Here is a 15,387-nt window from a genome sequence, read left to right as displayed (position 1 = left end):
CAGGGCTGTCAGGGCTGTTGGGCTGCTGGAGGGGCGCTGGAAGGTCATGAACGCGCGGGCCGGATAACTCCGTCACTCACACGAGTGACGGAGTTATCAACATTCAGAAGGTTTTCCACAGATTCGCGGCAGTTGATTTGGAAGAGTCGGAATTCGAGCACGATGTCCTTGTCGCGTTCCACAGGGGAGCGCGAGGGGCCCGCCGGAGGACACGGGCACCGGACAGCGCCGGGGAGCGGGAGACGCGAGCCGGCGCGGAAGGACAAGGAGAGTGCCATGAACGAGACCCTGGTCACCGTCGTCGGAAACGTCGCCACCGAGCCCGAGTGCCGGGTGACGCCGTCGGGCGCCGCCCTCACCCGCTTCCGGCTGGCCACGACCACCCGCCGGTACGACTCCGAGCGCGGCGCGTGGACGGACGGCCCGACGAGCTTCTACACGGTGAGCGCCTGGCGGAATCTCGGCACGAACGTGAAGGAGTCCGTGGGCCTCGGCGAACCGCTGGTGGTTCAGGGACGGCTGAGAATCCGGCAGGAGGAGAAGGACGGAAAGCGCTACGTCTCGGCCGAGCTGGAGGCGGTGGCCGTGGGTCATGACCTGGCCCGGGGTGTGGCCCGGTTCAACCGCTCTTCCTCCTCCGCTGCGGCCGTCCTGCGCCCGCCGGCCGCTCCGGCCGCGGTCACCTGACCCGTGCCCCGCCGCCGCGGGCATATGGGTGCCCGGCCGCCCGCGGTCCGGTTCCGGAGGTCGGCGCCCGAGCCCCCTCGCGCCGACCCGCCCAACCCGCCCAGCCTGGCTTGCACCACGGTTGCTTCGTGCGGGCCTCGGCGTCGGCTCCGGCGGCCGGGGCGCGGCAGGCCTTGGGCGACGTGGGCCGCACCGAGGACGTGGTGGCGTCGTCCGACGACACGATCCGGGCCAGGCGGGCCGACCCGGGGCCGTCTCCCGCGGCCGTGACGTGCTGGTCTCGCGTGCAGGCGTGCAGGCGTGCAGGCGTGCAGACGTGCAGGCATGCATGCGTGGTGGTGTGCAGGCGTGGGTGGCGTGCACACGTGGTGGTGTGCAGGCGCGGTGGCGTGTGACGTGTTGATCAAGGAGGACCTATTGGACAGACGACCGAGGGCGCCGAGCCGTTCGGCCGCGCGTCGGCGAAAGGGGGAGAAGCGGCCGACCTACCCGTTCGCCCCCGGGGCTGGACGGCTGGCAAGATGGGGTGTATCTGCCCTCACGCGGCGGAGCCGCACAATGGCCCATCTCGATTGCCGGACGGTTTCTCTTGGCTGAGTACATCTACACGATGCGCAAAACGCGCAAGGCGCACGGCGACAAGGTCATCCTGGATGACGTGACGCTGAGCTTCCTGCCGGGAGCGAAGATCGGTGTGGTCGGGCCGAACGGTGCCGGTAAGTCCACCGTGCTGAAGATCATGGCCGGGCTGGAGCAGCCCTCGAACGGCGACGCGTTCCTGAGCCCCGGGTACACCGTGGGGATGCTCCTCCAGGAGCCGCCGCTGGACGAGTCCAAGACGGTGCTGGAGAACGTCCAGGACGGCGTCGCGGAGACCAAGGCGAAGCTGGACCGCTTCAACGAGATCGCCGAGCAGATGGCCACGGACTACTCCGACGCGCTGCTGGACGAGATGGGCAAGCTCCAGGAGCAGCTGGACCACGCCGACGCCTGGGATCTGGACGCCCAGCTGGAGCAGGCGATGGACGCGCTGGGCTGCCCGCCTGGCGACTGGCCGGTCACCAACCTCTCCGGCGGCGAGAAGCGCCGGGTGGCGCTCTGCAAGCTGCTGCTGGAGGCCCCCGACCTCCTGCTGCTGGACGAGCCGACCAACCACCTGGACGCGGAGTCCGTGCAGTGGCTGGAGCAGCACCTGGCGAAGTACCCGGGCACCGTCGTCGCCGTCACCCACGACCGGTACTTCCTGGACAACGTGGCGCAGTGGATCCTGGAGCTGGACCGCGGCCGCGCGCTGCCCTACGAGGGCAACTACTCGACCTACCTGGAGAACAAGGCGTCCAGGCTCAAGGTCGAGGGCGCGAAGGACGCCAAGCGCCAGAAGCGGCTGAAGGAGGAGCTGGAGTGGGTCCGCTCCAACGCCAAGGGCCGGCAGGCGAAGTCCAAGGCGCGACTGGCCCGCTATGAGGAGATGGCGGCCGAGGCGGACAAGATGCGGAAGCTGGACTTCGAGGAGATCCAGATCCCGCCGGGCCCGCGGCTGGGCTCGGTCGTCATCGAGGTCGACGACCTGCACAAGGCGTTCGGCGAGAAGGTGCTGATCGACGGCCTGTCGTTCACCCTGCCGCGCAACGGCATCGTGGGCGTCATCGGCCCGAACGGCGCGGGCAAGACCACGCTGTTCAAGATGCTGCAGGGCTTCGAGGAGCCCGACTCCGGCAGCATCAAGGTCGGTGAGACGGTGAAGGTCTCCTACGTCGACCAGGGCCGTGCCAACATCGACCCGAAGAAGACGCTGTGGGAGGTCGTCTCCGACGGCCTGGACTACATCAACGTGGGCCAGGTGGAGATGCCGTCGCGGGCGTACGTGTCCGCGTTCGGCTTCAAGGGCCCGGACCAGCAGAAGCCGGCCGGGGTGCTCTCCGGCGGTGAGCGCAACCGGCTGAACCTGGCGCTGACCCTCAAGCAGGGCGGCAACCTGCTGCTCCTGGACGAGCCGACCAACGACCTGGACGTCGAGACGCTCTCCTCGCTGGAGAACGCGCTGCTGGAGTTCCCCGGCGCGGCCGTGGTCGTCTCCCACGACCGCTGGTTCCTGGACCGGGTGGCCACGCACATCCTCGCGTACGAGGGTGAGTCGAAGTGGTTCTGGTTCGAGGGCAACTTCGAGTCCTACGAGAAGAACAAGGTGGAGCGGCTCGGCCCGGACGCGGCCCGTCCGCACCGCGCCAGCTACAAGAAGCTGACCCGCGGCTGATGGCGCGGCACGTCTTCCCCTGCCCGCTGCGGTGGGCGGACATGGACGCCTACGGGCACGTCAACAACGTCGCCTTCCTGCGGTACCTGGAGGAGGCGCGGATCGACCTCATGTTCCGCCTGGGCTCGCAGGAGGGAGGCGCGACGTTCTCCGGCGGGTCCGTGGTGGCCCGCCACGAGATCGACTACCTGCGTCCGCTGGTCCACCGCCACACGCCGGTGGCCATCGAGACGTGGGTGAGCGACATCACCGCGGCCTCGATGACCTTGCGGTACGAGGTGCGGGACGGCGAGCGGGTGTACGCCCGCGCGTCCACGGTCGTCGTGCCCTACAACCTGGCCGAGGAGCGGCCGCGGCGGATCACCGCGGAGGAGAAGGCGTTCCTGGAGCGGTACCGGGACGACGGAACCGTGGTCGCGTGAGCGCGCGGCTGGCCCTCGCGCCGGGGCCGGGCGGGGCCGCGGCCGTCGAGGCGGATCTGGCCGCGTTCCTCGGGCGGCTGGTGCGGTGGGACAAGGCCGCGGTGGTGCGGCTGCGTTCGGCCGTGGACGATCCGGCGCTGGGCGTCTTCGGCCAGCCGCCGTTCGGTGGGGTCGTCGCTGTCAAGAGCCTGCCGCTGGCCGAGTCGGCGCTCCGCGCGGACGTGGACGCGACCGTTTCGGTCGGGCAGCTGCTGGAGGCCGTCTCGGCCGCCGTGGACGCCCGCGAGGAGCGGGAGTTCACTCTGCCGCCGTCGGTGACCGGTCCGGCCTGGGCCGGAGTGCTGCCGCCGCGCGGCGGGTGGCGCCGGCTCGCGGAGCTGGACGCCGCCACGGTGCGCGAGGTGGCGGCGCGGGTGGTGGCGGAGTTCCGCGCCCGGACGGAGGCGCTGGTACCCGAGCGCCGCAGCCGGGCCGAGTTCGACGCCCTGGCCGAGGAGCTGTGGCAGCGGTCGCTGCCCGGCGGCGGCGTCGGCATGACGCTGCGGGCCGTGCACGCGGCCCACGCGCTCGGCTTCCTGCCGGCCCGGCGCTCAGGTGAGGCGGCCGACGAGCCGGTGGTCGTCCTGGCCGCCGGCGCGTGGCTGCGGCTGCGCACCGGGTACGGGTCGGTGGCGATGCGCGCCGCCTCGGCCGGAAGGGGACTGCTGGTCTCCCCGCTGTGAGCCGCGCTCCGCCGGTCCCGGCCCCTGGCCCGGACCGGCGGGGACCCGGCGCGGAGGCCCGGCCCTGGGGCACGGCGCGGGTGCGTCAGCTCCGCGGGCGCGACCGTGCCCCGGACCGCCGTCCCGTCCGCTGCCGGGCAGCGGTCCGCGGGCCCCGGGCGGACGTCAGCCCGGGGTGTTGACCATGGAGGCGGCGGCGTAGGTCAGGTAGTCCCACAGCTCCTTCTCCTGCTCGGCGGGCAGCTCCAGATCGTCGACGGCGGCGCGCATGTGCCGCAGCCAGGCGTCGTGCGCGGCCCGGTTCACGGCGAACGGCGCGTGCCGCATGCGCAGCCGGGGGTGGCCGCGCGAGTCGCTGTAGGTACGCGGACCGCCCCAGTACTGCATGAGGAAGAGCAGCAGCCGCTCCTCGGCGGGGCCGAGGTCCTCCTCCGGGTACATGGCGCGCAGCTCGGGATCGTCCGCGACGCCCTCGTAGAAGCGGTGCACCAGCCGACGGAAGGTTTCCTCGCCGCCGACGCGGTCGTAGAACGTCTGCTGTTGGAGTTCGCCCTGCCGGATCTCGTTCACCCCTCCATGGTCGCAGACGCGGCGGCCGAGGACGCCGGTCCTAGTTCCCGCTCCGCTGAGGCGCTCGGCATGGCACCGCCCGTCCCCGCCGGTAGCCCTGTGGAGGCGGGACGGGAGCGGCGCGGGCGGCGGATGCGAGGGACGATGGAGGCATGGCCGGGTTCGCACACCAGAGTCGGCGGGCGCGGGAGGGCGCCGCGGCGCGGACGCTGCGAGCCCGGATGGTGGAGCGGATAGCGGCCAACGGCGGACTCTCCGACCCGGCCTGGCGGGCGGCCTTCGCCGACGTGCCGCGGCACCTGTTCGTGGCATCCTCCGAGGCCCCTTCCGAGGACACGCTTGAGGAGTCCGGCGAGGAGCCTGGCGAGGAGTTCGGCCTTGAGGAGTCCGGCGAGGAGTTCCGCGAGGACCTCGAACCCGGCGCCCACCTCGCCCCCGGGCCCGACCCGTACGAGGCGCACGCGGGCGGGTGGTGGGGGCGCCGCGCCCGGCTGCTGGCTGAGGCGTACGCGGACCGGCCGATCGCCACCCGCGTGGTCGGCGGCGAGCTGGTCTCCTCCAGCAGCCAGCCCTCGCTGATGGCGCTGATGTGCGAGGCGCTGGAGGTGCGGGAGGGCCAGCGGGTGCTGGAGATCGGCGCGGGCACCGGCTACAACGCGGCGCTGCTGGCGCACCGCCTCGGGCCCGGCACCGTCACCACGATCGACCTGGAACCGGAGATCACCTCCGCCGCCCGCGCCCACCTCGACGCCTACGGCACACCGCAGGCCCGCTCGGTGGCCGTGGTCACCGGGGACGGGGCTCTCGGCTGGCCGCCCAACGCCCCCTACGACCGGATCATGGCCACCTGCGAGCTGCCGTCCGTGCCGCCGGCCTGGCTGGAGCAGTGCGCCCCCGGCGGCCTGGTGCTGGCCCCGGTCGCCACCGGCCTGGTGCTGCTGCGGGTGGCGGGTCCCGGCTGCGCCGAGGGGCGCTTCCTGGACACGCCCGCCTACTTCGTGCCGCTGCGCGGTGGCGGCGCCGGTGCCGCCACGGCGCCCTTCGACGCCGGTGCCCGCGCCGACCGCACCCGCTACGGCCTGAGCGTCGACGGACCCCGCCAGTGGATCTGGCGCGACCGTCCCGACGGCCCCCGGACCTGGCCCCTCACCGCACCAGGCGCACCAGACGCACCGGGCGGGCCGGGCGCGGTGAGGGGCCGGTACCGCCGGCCCGGCACGTACCGCTGACCCCGGCCGGCCTCACGCCCGCCTGACGGTGATGGTGGTCCACGCCCCCACGTGCACCCGGTCGCCCTCCGCGAGCGGGACCGGGGTGTAGGGCTGGATCGGGTCCTCGGCGAGGTTGACGGTGGTGCCGTTGGTCGACTCCTTGTCCACCACCGACCAGCTGCCGTCCGGCTGCTGGACCAGCACCGCGTGCTCGTGCGAGACGCCCGGGTCCTCCGGGGCCCGTGAGAGGTCGATGTCGGGCACCGCCCCGGTGGTGTGCCGGCGACGGCCGATGGTGACCTGGCGGCCCCGCAGCGGCACCTCCCGCTCCGGGGAGTAGGACGGGAAGTACAGCCCGTGCGCCTCGGGCCCGCTGCGGGCCATCATCGCGGTGAAGTACGCGCGGTCCGCCGCGACCACCGCCACCCACGCGGCGGCCCGGTCCGCCGTCTGCGCGGTCCCCCCGGCAGGGTCCTCGACGTCGGTGCCGCCCGCCCCGGCGCCGTCCTGCCGCGGCACCACCGGACCGGACGGCGGGTCCAGCAGGAAGTCACCCGAGCCCGAAGCCGACCCGGACCCCGAGCCCGACCCCGATCCCGAACCGGACCCCGAACCCGAACCCGAGGTCACGGTGACCGACTCCGACGGCAGCGGCTCGGCCGCCCGGTGGACCTGCGAGGGCCGCGACGGCTGCGAACCGTAGCGCCGGTACGGCGGGAACGCCGGCGCGGCCGGCGGCAGGGGCCCGGTCCGGCGGCGGCGCGGAAGTCGTGGCGGCACTCCTCGCAGAACAGCTCCCCGCCCTCGCGCGGGGTGCCGCACGCCGGGCACAGCTCGCCGATCTCGTCCGGGCCGCTCCCGTACGCCGGCGGGCCGCCCTCGAACCCCGGCGGGGAGGGCGAGGCCGGCGGCGCGGAGGCCGGCGAGGCCGAGGACGACGACGCCGCGGACGCCGGACGCGACCCGTAGGCCGCCGGCGGCGCCGCGATCCGGATACCGCAGACATCGCACCAGTCGGCGGCGCTCGTCTGATGGCCGTTCACACAGACCGGCATGGCTTGGGCTCCCGACCCGCCACTGGGGCGTCAGCTCGGTGGCCCGCGGACAGCGTCTGCCCGCGGGCTACTTCTTCACGCGGACGGTCTTCGTCGACCGCGTGTTCAGGGTCATCTCGTCGGCGTCGGCGACCCGTTGCTTCAGCCGCACCGTACCGCTGGCCGCGTCCACCACGTCCACCACGCGCGCCAGCAGCCTGGCGGTGTCCTCGTTGCCGGAGGCGCTGGCCAGCTGCACCGCGCGGCCCAGCTTGGCGGTGGCGCCGTCCTGGTCGCCGGCCCGCCGCGCCTCCAGGCCCTGCTGGATGGCCTGGGCCAGCTCGGCCTGCCCGGTGTAGTGGGCGACCTGCGGGCTGATCCGGGTGGAGGCGGCCATGTCGTCGGTCCACACCGCCCGCACCAGGCCCTGGCCCAGCGTCTCGACGGTGCCGTCCGGCCGCGGCAGCACCAGCGACACCCGCGCGGCCAGCATCTCCTGGCCGACCGCGGCCGGCGGCACCCGCACGCACACGTGGTAGTCGCGGGACTCGTCGCCCCACGAACCGGTCGGGTAGTCGCCGGCCCGCGGACCGGCCTGCGCGCGGCGGGCGGACAGGTCCTCCAGCACCGGGGCGACCTGCTTCACGAAGGCGATCTCCGAGCCCTGCGGCGTCCACAGCCGCAGCGCCACGTCGGCGACCTCCTTGCCCATCGCGTCCGCCATCATCGACCGGAAGTCCGCGGCCAGCCCGGAGGGGTCGGCGACGATGTCCACCGAGCCGAGCAGCGCCGACGCGATCTGGGTCAGCTCCGCCACCTCCCAGTCGGTGCCGACCCCGCGCGCGTCGCAGGTCAGCCGTCCGGCGCAGTCGGCCAGCGCCTGCCGCAGGTCCTCCGGGCTCTCGTGCTCGTTGCGGCCGTCGGTGAGGAGGATGCCGTGCCGTATGGACACCCCCGAGGCGGACAGCAGCCGGTCGGCCAGCCGCAGCCAGGTGCCGATCGCGGTGCCGCCGCCCGAGGTGAGCCGGCGCAGCGCCCGCCTGGCCTGGGCGCGGGTCTCCGGGCCGGCCATCGCCAGGCCGCCGTCGGCCGGGTAGACCTCGCGGGCCTCGTGGCTGCCGGCCACGACCGCGAAGGCCACGCCGTCGCGCAGCGTGTCGATCGCGGCGGCGGTGGCCTCGCGGGCGTTGCGCATCTTCGCCGGCGGGTACTCCATCGAACCGGAGCAGTCCACCATGAGGACCACCCCCGCCGAGGCGCCGCCGTCCAGCGGCCGGCCGCCGGAGGTGCCCTCACCGGTCGCGGTCACGGTGACGACCGCGTTGACCTCGCCGCCGCCCTCCGGCAGGTACTCGTTGTGGTAGACGTCGACCGAGAACCGCGGCACGTTCGACTTGGAAAGACTCGGCATCGCTCCTGGGCTCCTTGTCACCGCCGGCCCGCCACTCCCCTGGGCGCGCCCGCGGCGGAAACTAGGCGACTACTGGACGGTGGGGGAGGGTGTCCGCGCGCTTCCCGGCGTGCTGTCCACGGTTGCTCCGGCCGCTCCGGCCGCTCCGGCCGCTCCGGCCGCTCCGGCCGGTCCGGTCGCTCCGGCCGGTCCGGTCGCTCCGGCCGGTCCGGTCGCTCCGGCCGCTCCGGTCGGGAACGGCAGGACCGCGACCGTGACGTTGTCGTGGCCGCCGCCGTCCAGGGCGGTCCCTAGCAGGGCGCGGGCGGCCGCCAGCGGGCGGGCCCGGGCGTCGGGGGGGACCGCGCCGGCCATCTCGTCGGCGGACTCCGCGTAGTTCCACAGCCCGTCGGTGCACACCACGACCACGCCCGGCCCCTCCGGCTGGAACGCGGCCACGTGCGGGTCCACCTCGACGGCGTCGGCGCCCAGCCATCCGGTGATCGCGTGCGCCCGTTCGTCCGCGTACGCCTCCGCCTCGCTCATCAGCCCGGCGGCGATCATCCGCGCCGCCCACGAGTCGTCCTCGGTCAGCCGGGCCGGCGGGGTGGCGCGGTCGTCGGGTACCCAGTACACGCGGCTGTCGCCGATCCACCCGACGGTGAAGACCGACCCGGTGACCACGGCGCTGACGCAGGTGCAGGCCGGGGCGTTGCGCGGCGGCGGCTGCCCGGGCCGCTCCTCCTCGGCGAGCGCGGCCACGGCGTCGAAGGCGGCCAGCAGGGCGGCGCGCATCGCCTCCCGCGCGTCCGTGCCGGCTTCCAGGGCGCCGATCAGCGCCCTGCTGCCCGCCACCGCGGCGGCGGCCGAGGCGTCGTCGGGCCGGTAGGCGCTGGACACCCCGTCGCAGACCACCGCCGCCACCGCGCGGGTGCCGTCGGGCAGCGGCGCTGCGGCCACCGCGAACGCGTCCTCGTTGCGGTGGTGGCGCAGCCCGCGGTCGCTGACCGCCGCCACGCCCGGCAGCTCCTCCTCCTGGTGGTCCCGCGGTCGCGGCTGGGCGTGGCCGCAGCGCTCGCAGTAGCCGTCGGCGTCCACCCCGCCGACGCCGCAGGCCACGCACACCGGGCCGGCGGCCTCCGGGTCGGCGGGCGCGGCCGGTGCGGCGCCCGGCGAGGCGGGTTCCGGTGGCGGGGTGGGCACGCCAAGCGGCAGGGTGGCGTCGCCGGCCGGCTTCGGCGGCCCTGCGAGCGGGTACGCGTCGGTGGCCGCCGGGCCCTGGCCCGGGGCAGACCCGGGTGCCGTGGCGGGCGGCTCGGCCGACCGCCCTACGGCGGCCCCAGCGGACGTGGCGCCAGCGGACGCGGCCCCCGGAACGGGACCCTCAGCGGGCACGGCGTTCCCGCCCGGCGCCGGCGCGCGGCCCGCCGCGGCCAGGCCGGTCCCGCAGTTGCCGCAGAAGCGGTCGTCGGGGTCGTGCGGCTCGCCGCACCCCGGGCACCGCGCGACCGCGGCGGCGGGCACGGGAGGCGCGTGGGGCGCTGAGGGGGCTGAGCGCGCGGAATCGGGCAGAGGCGGCATCGGTCACACCCACGTCCGGGGGCGGAAACGGTTGGCCCGCTCCACCAGTTCGATCCTCGTACCGCCCTGGCTGGCGAGCCTGGCGAGCACCCGGTAGGAGCGCTCCAGGCCGAACCGCAGCCCGCGCTCGTCGAGTCCGGCGCCGAGCAGCGGCGCCGGGGCGCCGCCGGGGTCGCCGGACCGTCCGGCCAGCACCCAGTCCAGGGCGCTGCCGTACACCTCGGTGGCCAGCCGCTCGCTCCGGTCGGCGTCCAGGCCCTGCCGTCGGAGGGCCTCCACCTGGCGGGCGGCGGCGCGCAGGTCGGCCAGCAGCGGTTCGTGCGGCGGCCGGCCCCGCAGCCGGGCCCGGACCGCGGCGACCCGGGCCGCGGTGTGGTGCGAGGAGGACTCCGGCACCGACTCCAGGGCGCGCACCGCCCCGGCCCGGTCCGCGGACCTCAGCAGCACCCGGGCCAGGCCGAACGCGGCGCTGACGTACGACTGGTCGGTGGTCCACACCAGGCCGTAGTACTCGGCGGCGTTGTCGAGCTGGCCGAGCGCCTCCGCGCAGATCCCGAGCGCGAGCTTCGGCGCCGGCTCGCCGGGGAACGCGTCGTACACGGCGTCGAAGGCCAGCGCGGCCGTCGCGTCGTCTCCGGCGCACAGCGCGGCGAGCCCCCGGTACCAGACCACCCGCCAATCCTCCAGGTCGTCGTCGGCCAGTGTCTGCAGGACACGCTGGGCGCCGGCCGGATCGTCCAACTCCAGCCGCGCCCGCAGCTCCCGCAGCCGCCACTCCACCGAGTCCTGCGGCGCCGCCTGGAGCGCGGCGAGCACCTCCCCGGGCGCGGCCGCCGAAAGCCCGGCCAGAAAGCCGGCGTTGGGGTCGCGCGGGTCGACGTGCGGCACCGGCAGGGCCAGCGCCGCCGCGGCCGTGTCCAGCCGGGAGACGACGGCTCCCCCGCTCCCCGGCGACGACGCGCCCGACGCGCCCGACGCGTTCGGAAGCGGGAACACCGCCGCCCTCAGCCCGACCTGCCCGGCCAGCGCGTCCTGTCCGTCCTGTCCGGCCAGCGCGGCCTGCCCCGAACGCCCGTGCCGCTGCGGCCGTCGGGCGCCCAGTACCGACGTGTCGCCGTCCACCGGCGGCACCAGTCCGGTGTCCACCACCCGCAACTCCGGCCCGTACAGCGTGGACAGCGCCGGGCGCGGGGTGCCCGACTCCATCGCGACGATCTCCCGCAGCACGCCCAGCAGTTGCTCGGACATCTCCGCGGCCGAGCCGAACCGCTGCTCCGGGTCCGGGTCGGTGGCCCGCACCAGCAGCCGGTAGAACGACTCGTACCGCTGGAAGACCTCGATTCGGTCCGGGTCGGGCAGGCTGTCGGCGAAGACGTTGGTGTAGCCCTGGAAGTCGAAGGTGAGCACCGCCAGGGTCCGGGCCACCGTGTACAGGTCGGAGGCGACGGACGGGCCGACCTCGGCGACCTCGGGCGCCTGGTAGCCGGTGGTGCCGAAGATGGCCGACTCCCCGTCGTCCATCCGCCGCACCGCGCCCATGTCGATCAGCTCCAGCCGGTCCCCGGTCTGGATGGCGTTGTCGACCTTGAAGTCGCAGTAGAGCAGGTTGCGGCTGTGCAGGTGGCCCAGCGCGTCCAGTGCCTCCAGGGCGAAGGCGATGGCCTGGGCGACCGGCAGCGGTTCGCGCCGGCCGTCGGGGGTGCGGCGCTCGTTGGCGATCTCCTTGAGCGACTTGCCGCCCACGTACGCCATCACGATGTAGCCGTCGAGTGTGCCGGTGCGGTGGTCCAGGTGCTCGACGAAGTTGTAGATTCGCACGATGTTGGGGTGCTCGATCTCGGCGAGGAAGCGCCGTTCGGAGACCGCGGCGGCCAGCGCGTCCTCGTCGCCGGTGTCCAGCAGGCCCTTGAGGACCACCCACCGGTCGGAGACGGCCCGGTCCACGGCCAGGTAGATCCAGCCCAGGCCGCCGTGGGCCAGGCAGCCCTCCACCACGTACTGCCCGTGCACCACGTCGCCGCGGCGCAGCTTCGGGGTGAACGAGTACGGGTGGCCGCACTTGGTGCAGTAGCCCTCGGTGCGGCCCGGCCGGCCGCCGCGGCTGCGGCCCACCGGGGCACCGCACTCGCCGCGGCTGCAGAACCGCTTCCGCTCGGGCACCTCCGGATCGGCCAGCACCGCCGCGGCCGGGTCGGGGCGCGGGATCGGTGGGACGGTCACCAGGCCGGCGCCGAGCTTGCCGCGGGTCTGGCCGCTGTTGCCGCCACGGGTGCTGCGCACGGACACCGTCCGCCCGGCGCCCGGACCGCCGGGGCCCTGCGGCAGCCGGCCGGAGACCGAGCGCCTCGACGCCCGCGAGGTGGAGCCGGAGGAGCGCGTGGAACGGGACGAGGAGGACGACGAGGAGCGCTCCGGCTCGGCCGCCGCGCGGGCGGCCGGCACCGTGGCCAGGTCCGGGGCGTTGGGGGCGGGCGGGAAGGGCAGGGCGGGCAGGGCGGGTACGCCCGATGGCAGACCCGGCGGCACACCCGGTGTCGGACCCGTCGGCACGTTCGTCGGGAGACCGGCCGGCAGGCCCGTCGGCACCCCCGGCGGCGCGGCCGGCAGCGGGGCCATCCCGCAGGTGTCGCAGTACAGTTGCCCGCCGCCCATGTCCTCGATCGTCCCGCCGCAGTCGGGACGCCGGCACTCGGTCACGCGCTCCCCCTCTCCCGCCCGGCGCGGGCCGTCGTCCGCGCCCTCACCGCGGCCCCCGGTCGGCGGGGGCGCCCTGTGCGCCCTGTGTGCCGGACTCGGCGACGGCCTGCTGGTAGCGCTGCACGGCCCGTTCGGCCGCGCCCAGGTCGCAGGGCGCGCTCCACAGCAGCCGGCGCGCCTGGTCGTGGCGCTCGATCAGCAGCGGGTCCTCGGCCAGGCCCAGCCGGGCCACCTTGGCCCGGTACGCGTCGAGCCGGCCGCGCAGCTCGGCCCGGATCGCCAGCGGCGCCGTCACCGCGGTGAGCGAGTCGCGGGCCCGCAGCAGCTCCTCGTCGGCGTGCCGTTCCAGCCCGTCGAGCAGCGGCGAGAGCCGGTGCCACTGCGCGGACCTGGTGAACTCCTCCGCGGCAGCCAGCTGTTCGTGCAGCGCGGTGGCGGCGCCGCTGACCGCGGGCACGTCCGAGGCGAGGATCTTCGACAGCACCTCCACCCGTGCGCTGCGCGCCTCCGTCAGGGTGCGGTCCGCCCGGGAGAGCACGTCCCGCAGCCGCTTGAGCCGGTGCTCGGCGTCGTCGCGTACGTGCAGCACCGCCTCCACCTCGCGGCGGATGTCCTCCAGCCGGCGGCCGGCGTCCTCGTACCGCGTGGTGTCCGGGCCGGCCGGCGGCGGGGCGGAGCGCCAGAAGGCCAGCGGGTCGGAGACGGTACGGCCGCGCAACTCGGTCAGCTCGGCGACCAGTTGCTCCAGGTCGTCGCCGGACGGGTGGCTGCCGGGGCGCACTCCGACGGAGTGGGCCAGCGAGCGCACCCGCCCCACCTCGGCGCTCAGCAGGTCTATCCGGGCGGGCAGCGCGGACCAGACGGAGTCGGCCGCCGCCACCGTCTCCATGGCCTGCGTGTACCAGGCGTTCATCCGCCGCAGCAGCTCCCGCAGGCTCGTCGCCTCGCCGTGCCCGGCCGGAGGGGCGGTCAGCGACCGCTCGCCGTCCGGGACGGGCCGGCCGGGCACGGTGACCCCGTCGCCGCGCAGCAGGGCGGTGAGCGCGGACAGGTCGGTCTGGGTCGGCCAGCGGCGCCGCCCGCGCAGCCGCCGCGCGGTCTCCAGCGTTTCGGTGAGGACGTCGAAGTGCTCCCAGAGCGCGGTGATGGCGGAGTCCGTGCGCTCCCAGCGCTCCCGGGTCACGCCGGTCAGCTCGGCGCCCTCCAGCAGCCGCCGCCCGGAGTGGTCCTGGAGGGCGAGCAGGGAGGACTCGACGGCCTCGTGCTCGACGCCGAGCCGTTCCAGGGCGCGGTCCACGTCCTCCCGGCCCATCACCGGTCCGGAGGCTCCAGCGAGCGCCATCACACCCTCTTTCCCGTCGCGTTGCCCGCGTCCCCGACTGCTTCCGACTGCTTCCGACCGATACCAACTGGTGCCGACTGGTGCCGACTCGTGCCGACTGGTACCGGCCGACGCCAACCGACACTCACCGACGGCGACCGCTTCCGGCCGACGCCTACCTGTGCCTACCTGTGCCTGACGATGCCTGCCGATCTCCGTTGGTCCCTGCTGGCCCCTACAGTCCCAGACAGCCGCGACAGGCCCTTGACCGCGTCCCACCTCCGCCGCCCGGTGGTGCGCCCGCCCGGGGCCGCGCCGCTGGGGAGGACAGCCCCTCACTTGTACGTCGGCTTCGGCGGCTCCTCGGACTCGGGCAGGTGCGGGGCCAGCCACTTGGCGTAGGACTTCTCCCAGGCGCTCTGGGCGCCGCCCGAACAGTACGCGGCCAGCACCTGGTTGACCCTGCGTACCAGATCCGGCGCGTCGAGGTTCATGGCCACGCCGTACGTCTCCGTGGTCAGTCGGTGGCCGACCAGGTGGACGGCCGGGTCCTGGGCGGCCTGGCCGGCGGCGAGCGCGTCGTCGGTGATCACGGCGTCGGCCTGGCCGAGTTGGACGCGGACGAGGCAGTCGAGCTGGTTGTCGACGGTGATGACGCGCGCGCCCTGCCGGTCCTTCCCGATCAGCTCCTGCGCGGTGGAGCCGTTGGCGACGCAGACGGTACGGCCCCTGAGGGTGTCGTTGAAGCCGGTGATGCCGGAGTTCTTGGGCGTGAGCACCTGCTGGCCGGCCTCGAAGTACGGGGTGGAGAAGGCCATCTGCCGGACACGCTGGCAGTCGATGGTGGTCGTGCGGACCACCATGTCCACCTCGTGGTCCGCGACCGCGCTCTGCCGTCCCTTGGTCGACACCACGACGTACCGCACCTTGTCCGGGTCGCCGAGGATGTCCTTCGCGATCGCCCGGACGATGTCGATGTCGAAGCCGGCGAGTTGACCGGTGATGGGGTCGCGGAACCCCCACAGGTAGCTGCTCTGGTCCACGCCGACGGTCAGCAGGCCGGCCCGTCTGATCTTCTCGACCGCCGGGCCGTCGGTCGTACCGCCGGCCGGGTCGAGGCTGGGGTACGAGGGGTCGCAGCCCTGCTGGTCCGGCAGGACGTACGTGCCGTCGGGCCCCGGCGAGGGGCTCGCGGCCGGCTCGGCGCGGACCGCTCCGGACGGAGCAGCCGTCGACGCCGTCGCCGCCGTCACCGGCGGGATCGAGCCGGGGGCCGGAGCCGTGGCGCCCGGGCGGGCCGCCGCGCCGGAGTCGAGCGGCCAGACGAGGGCGGCCAGCGCGAGGGCGCACGCCGCCGCCATGGCGGTCACCCCGCCCCAGCCGCGCGGGCCCGCCGGCCGCAGCGGGCGGCGCCGGGCCCGGCCGGTCCGTTCAGCCATCGTTCTCCTCCCGTCCTCGGGCCTCCGCCGTGCGGCGGGCGGTCCGCCGCTCCGTGCGG

12 protein-coding genes and 1 pseudogene are annotated in these 15,387 nt (G+C 74.9%); 6 read left to right on the top strand and 7 right to left on the bottom strand.

Annotation, left to right across the window (positions count from 1 at the left end):
- The first annotated feature begins 276 nt into the window (after window positions 1-276).
- The 4 genes from ssb to BS72_RS05720 all read left to right on the top strand — a co-directional run bounded on the left by ssb (window position 277) and on the right by BS72_RS05720 (window position 4,085).
- Window positions 277-687, top strand: a complete 411-nt coding sequence (gene ssb / locus BS72_RS05735; protein ID WP_051950697.1) for a single-stranded DNA-binding protein — start codon at window positions 277-279, stop codon at window positions 685-687.
- Window positions 688-1,276: 589 nt separating this feature from the next.
- Window positions 1,277-2,941: an energy-dependent translational throttle protein EttA gene (gene ettA / locus BS72_RS05730; protein WP_037906903.1), complete on the top strand. Its 1,665-nt coding sequence runs from the start codon at window positions 1,277-1,279 to the stop codon at window positions 2,939-2,941.
- On the top strand, window positions 2,941-3,363 hold the full coding sequence (locus tag BS72_RS05725; RefSeq protein WP_037906900.1) for an acyl-CoA thioesterase: 423 nt from the start codon (window positions 2,941-2,943) through the stop codon (window positions 3,361-3,363). The genes ettA and BS72_RS05725 overlap by 1 nt, the downstream gene beginning before the upstream one ends.
- A complete protein-coding gene (locus BS72_RS05720; protein ID WP_232792222.1) occupies window positions 3,360-4,085 on the top strand; it encodes a hypothetical protein in 726 nt (241 codons plus the stop codon). The genes BS72_RS05725 and BS72_RS05720 overlap by 4 nt, the downstream gene beginning before the upstream one ends.
- A gap of 165 nt (window positions 4,086-4,250) precedes the next feature.
- On the opposite strand, the gene BS72_RS05715 is transcribed toward BS72_RS05720, so the two are convergent.
- On the bottom strand, window positions 4,251-4,655 hold the full coding sequence (locus tag BS72_RS05715; protein WP_037906898.1) for a globin: 405 nt from the start codon (window positions 4,653-4,655) through the stop codon (window positions 4,251-4,253).
- 152 nt (window positions 4,656-4,807) lie between these two features.
- Between BS72_RS05715 and BS72_RS05710 the strand changes: the two genes are divergently transcribed.
- Entirely contained in the window at window positions 4,808-5,884 is a 1,077-nt protein-coding gene (locus BS72_RS05710) for a methyltransferase domain-containing protein (protein ID WP_063835970.1), read from the top strand.
- A gap of 12 nt (window positions 5,885-5,896) precedes the next feature.
- On the opposite strand, the pseudogene BS72_RS39755 reads toward BS72_RS05710, so the two are convergent.
- Window positions 5,897-6,274 (bottom strand): annotated as a pseudogene (locus BS72_RS39755) (FHA domain-containing protein); the annotation flags it as partial.
- A 405-nt stretch (window positions 6,275-6,679) separates the two neighbouring features.
- On the opposite strand from BS72_RS39755, the gene BS72_RS39750 reads away from it, so the two are divergent.
- Entirely contained in the window at window positions 6,680-6,835 is a 156-nt protein-coding gene (locus BS72_RS39750) for a hypothetical protein (protein ID WP_407638925.1), read from the top strand.
- A 153-nt stretch (window positions 6,836-6,988) separates the two neighbouring features.
- Here the strand turns inward: BS72_RS39750 and BS72_RS05700 are convergent, their stop codons facing one another.
- From BS72_RS05700 to BS72_RS05680, 5 genes are all read right to left on the bottom strand, one after another.
- The gene (locus tag BS72_RS05700; protein WP_037906896.1) at window positions 6,989-8,311 is read right to left on the bottom strand and encodes a vWA domain-containing protein; all 1,323 of its coding nucleotides are present in this window, start codon (window positions 8,309-8,311) and stop codon (window positions 6,989-6,991) included.
- A 69-nt stretch (window positions 8,312-8,380) separates the two neighbouring features.
- Window positions 8,381-9,493: a PP2C family protein-serine/threonine phosphatase gene (locus BS72_RS05695; protein WP_322942112.1), complete on the bottom strand. Its 1,113-nt coding sequence runs from the start codon at window positions 9,491-9,493 to the stop codon at window positions 8,381-8,383.
- Window positions 9,494-9,874: 381 nt separating this feature from the next.
- Window positions 9,875-12,523 (bottom strand): serine/threonine-protein kinase, encoded by a 2,649-nt coding sequence (locus tag BS72_RS05690; protein ID WP_078901095.1) that lies wholly within the window; start codon window positions 12,521-12,523, stop codon window positions 9,875-9,877.
- Window positions 12,524-12,611: 88 nt separating this feature from the next.
- Window positions 12,612-13,910 carry a hypothetical protein gene (locus tag BS72_RS05685; protein ID WP_051950696.1) on the bottom strand — a complete coding sequence of 433 codons (1,299 nt, stop codon included), beginning with the start codon at window positions 13,908-13,910 and terminating at the stop codon, window positions 12,612-12,614.
- A gap of 314 nt (window positions 13,911-14,224) precedes the next feature.
- Window positions 14,225-15,328 (bottom strand): glutamate ABC transporter substrate-binding protein, encoded by a 1,104-nt coding sequence (locus tag BS72_RS05680; protein WP_037906893.1) that lies wholly within the window; start codon window positions 15,326-15,328, stop codon window positions 14,225-14,227.
- Window positions 15,329-15,387 lie beyond the last annotated feature (59 nt).

Source organism: Actinacidiphila yeochonensis CN732 (assembly GCF_000745345.1).
GTDB classification, from domain to species: Bacteria; Actinomycetota; Actinomycetes; order Streptomycetales; family Streptomycetaceae; genus Actinacidiphila; species Actinacidiphila yeochonensis.
The sequence above is the reverse complement of the archived record's forward strand: the minus strand, read 5'-3'. Positions and strand labels throughout refer to the sequence as shown.